This window comes from Microbacterium tenebrionis (genome assembly GCF_020682665.1).
In the GTDB taxonomy this organism is placed as follows: Bacteria; Actinomycetota; Actinomycetes; order Actinomycetales; family Microbacteriaceae; genus Microbacterium; species Microbacterium tenebrionis.
The window spans coordinates 1-3,202 of the sequence record NZ_JAGTTM010000014.1 but is presented as its reverse complement, the minus strand read 5'-3'; the positions used below and the strand labels follow the sequence as shown (position 1 = coordinate 3,202).

Annotated in this window: 2 protein-coding genes and 2 pseudogenes; 3 read left to right on the top strand and 1 reads right to left on the bottom strand. The window is 53.3% G+C overall.

Features of this window, described 5'->3' with window-relative positions:
* From KEC56_RS13800 to KEC56_RS13790, 3 genes and pseudogenes are all read left to right on the top strand, one after another.
* Nucleotides 1–135: pseudogene (locus KEC56_RS13800) on the top strand (IS3 family transposase); the annotation flags it as partial.
* A 675-nt stretch (nt 136–810) separates the two neighbouring features.
* Nucleotides 811–2,319, top strand: a complete 1,509-nt coding sequence (gene ltrA / locus KEC56_RS13795; protein WP_227531397.1) for a group II intron reverse transcriptase/maturase — start codon at nt 811–813, stop codon at nt 2,317–2,319.
* 80 nt (nt 2,320–2,399) lie between these two features.
* A pseudogene (locus KEC56_RS13790) lies at nt 2,400–2,861 on the top strand (IS3 family transposase); the annotation flags it as partial.
* A 13-nt stretch (nt 2,862–2,874) separates the two neighbouring features.
* On the opposite strand, the gene KEC56_RS13785 reads toward KEC56_RS13790, so the two are convergent.
* Nucleotides 2,875–3,202 (bottom strand): hypothetical protein (locus tag KEC56_RS13785; RefSeq protein WP_227531396.1); only part of this gene is annotated, 328 nt, incomplete at its 5' end.

Genomic DNA, 3,202 nt, shown 5'->3' with positions numbered 1-3,202 from the left:
AACCTGAGCAGTTGTCAGCCCGGAAAAGATCAGTATAAAAATGCCCGTCAGGAGCATACCAGCCTGCCGAATCTGCTCGGGCGTCAGTTCGCTGTACCGCAGCCTGACCGGGTATGGTGTGGAGATATTACGTATCGTGTGCCCGGAGTTCAGGGCGGGCATGGATGCTCAAATGAACCACGAGTCTGTCTGGAATATTGAACCGGTTGCTCATGACGAGCGACCCGACAATCCCACCGGGTGTGACGGTGGAGAACCTGAGCGGCAGTGACCTGCGGCATGCCCGCAGGGTGATGTAACCCGCTGACAACGGGGATTGAGGCGAGATCACTAAGCCGAGATGATCCTCAAGGTTGAGTGCTGAAAGGCTGAAGAATATGAATCCGTTAATCCGCCTCTGTGGGTTGAAAATGTCACCATGACCTATGTGATCTGACAGGTCATGCAGGGGGAACCGGCAACAATGTATAGCCGTTGCCGGATGAAGATAATCAGATATGTATGCTGAAAAATCGGGTCAGCAGTTTTTTTTCACAGTCCGAATTGCTGCCTCCTGCCAACTTGCGGCAAGCAAGGATAAAGAGTGCGACGGGCAGCCTCCTCAGTATGTATGAGTCCAGACAGGTGAACCGGGGAAGGTCAGCGACGGATGTTAAGGAGGCATGGCTCCGATGACGCGCTGACTGGCGGAGCTTCCGTAGTAGTCCGCGATGGGGAAAGCCCATTACATGGCGAAGGGAAGCAGTTTAAATGTGTTTGCGAAGTGAATTAACTGACTCAGTGAGGTGAAGACCTTTGATAATCAGCGAAATGCAACGCAAGCTTGCCACCTGGGCAGCAACTGATCCGTCCCGACGGATTGAACGGCTGCTGCGTCTGATAACACGGCCAGAATGGCTGGCTGAAGCTGCGCGGATCACACTTTCATCAAAGGGGGCACATACTCCCGGCGTTGATGGTGTGAACAAAGCAAAGCTACAGGCCGGACTGTCTGCTGAGTTGCAAAAACTCAGCGAAGAACTTCTCTCGGGTCACTACCAGCCCCTGCCAGCCAGACGGGTTTATATCCCGAAAAGCAACGGCAAACGGCGACCACTGGGTATCCCCGCGTTGCGGGATCGTATTGTTCAGCGGGCAATGCTGATGGCAATGGAGCCGATATGGGAAAGTGATTTTCATACGCTCTCATATGGCTTCCGGCCTGAACGTAGCGTCCATCATGCGATCCGAACGGTAAAGCTGCAACTTACCGATTGCGGAGAAACCCGGGGCCGCTGGGTGATTGAAGGTGACCTGTCCAGCTACTTTGACACCGTGCATCATCGCCTGCTGATGAAAGCCGTTCGCCGCAGGATCAGTGACCCACGTTTTATGGCCCTGCTGTGGAAAACCATCAAAGCGGGGCATGTTGATGTCGGTCTCTTTCGGGCGGCCAGTGAAGGTGTACCACAGGGCGGAATGCTCTCGCCGTTGCTGTCGAATATCATGCTAAATGAGTTCGATCAGTATCTGCATAAACGCTATCTGAGCGGGAAAGCCAGAAAGGATCGCTGGTACTGGAATAACAGTATCCAGCGGGGCCGAAGTACCGCAGTCAGAGAAAACTGGCAATGGAAACCCGCTGTAGCGTACTGCCGGTATGCCGATGACTTCGTGCTTATCGTCAAGGGCACCAAAGCACAGGCAGAAGCCATCAGGGAGGAGTGTCGTAGTGTGCTTGAAGACAGCCTGAAACTCAGGCTGAACATGGACAAGACCAGGATAACCCATGTTAATGACGGTTTTATCTTTCTGGGCCACAGGATCATCCGTAAACGCAGTCGCTACGGCGATATGCGGGTGGTCTCGACAATCCCACACGATAAGGCCAGAAACTTCGCGGCCTCGCTGACGGCACTGTTATCAGGTAATTACAGTGAAAGTAAAATCGATATGGTTGAAATACTTAACCGGAAGCTGAAAGGCTGGGCTATGTTCTATCAGTTCGTTGATTTTAAGGCCAAGGTCTTCGGTTATATCGACCGTGTCGTGTTCTGGAAGCTGGCTCACTGGCTGGCCCGCAAATACCGTACAGGTATCAAAATGCTGATGCGTCACTGGTGTAAGCCACCAAAACCCGGGCAGAGTAAGACATGGGTTTTATTTGGCAAAACCAATCATGGCAAACTCAGTGGTGAAATCCTGTACCGGTTGGTCGGGCAAGGCAAGAAGCTGTTCCGCTGGCGTCTACCCGAAGGTAATCCCTATCTGAGGACGGAAACCAGAAACACGTATACGTCGCGCTACACTGAAGTGGCAATGGCGTTCGCCAGCGTTTAAATGGAGAGCCGGATGCGCTGAAAGGCGCACGTCCGGTTCGGAGAGGAGAGGCAGGGAAATAGTCCGACTACGCCCTGTCTCTTACTCTACTTCGCACCGCTGAAGGCTGGCTTTATCTGGCCGTGGTTATCAACCTGTGGTCCCGGTCAGTGATTGGCTGGTCGATGTCCTCGCGGATGACGGCGCAGCTTGCCTGCGATGCGTTACAGATGGCGCTGTGGCGGCGTAAACGCCCGGAAAATGTCATCGTGCATAGCGACCGCGGCGGTCAGTACTGTTCAACGGATAACCAGAGCTTACTGAAACGCCATAATCTGCAGGGTAGTATGAGCGCCAGAGGCTGTTGTTATGACAATGCCTGTGCAGAAAGCTTCTTCCACACGCTGAAGGTGGAATGTATTCACGCAGAGGACTTTGCCAGCCGGGAAATCATGCGGGCAGCGGTATTTAATTATATTGAGTGCGATTACAATCGGTGGCGTCGTCACAGTGCCTGTGGCGGTCTCAGTCCGGAACAATTTGAAAACCAGAACCTTGCTTAGGGTTGTGTCCATATTACGTGGGTAGGATCAGATCTTTATCATCCAGCCAGTTACCCAATGCACCGCCCGCAGCATTCCAGCTAACAGTACCTGCCAGGCCATTGCCCATGCTGATAACATTTACCCAACCTGCTATCGCTGCGTTTGCTGGATCTATCGCGCCATCCGCAAGATAACTGATACCTGCGTTCGCTCCGGCTCCCAGCCCCCACATTGCCTGAGCGCTGCCAGGTAACAGGGCTACGCTGCCTGTAGCAAGTGCCAGCCCTACGGCATCACGTTCATTCATAGCTTTCTGACATGCGGCCCCATCAGGATTGTCGGAACAGGTCGCCATATCG

Coding starts and splice junctions, on each gene's coding strand:
- ltrA (WP_227531397.1), top strand. CDS start 811: ATGCAACGCAAGCTTGCCACCTGGGCAGCAACTGATCCGTCCCGACGG.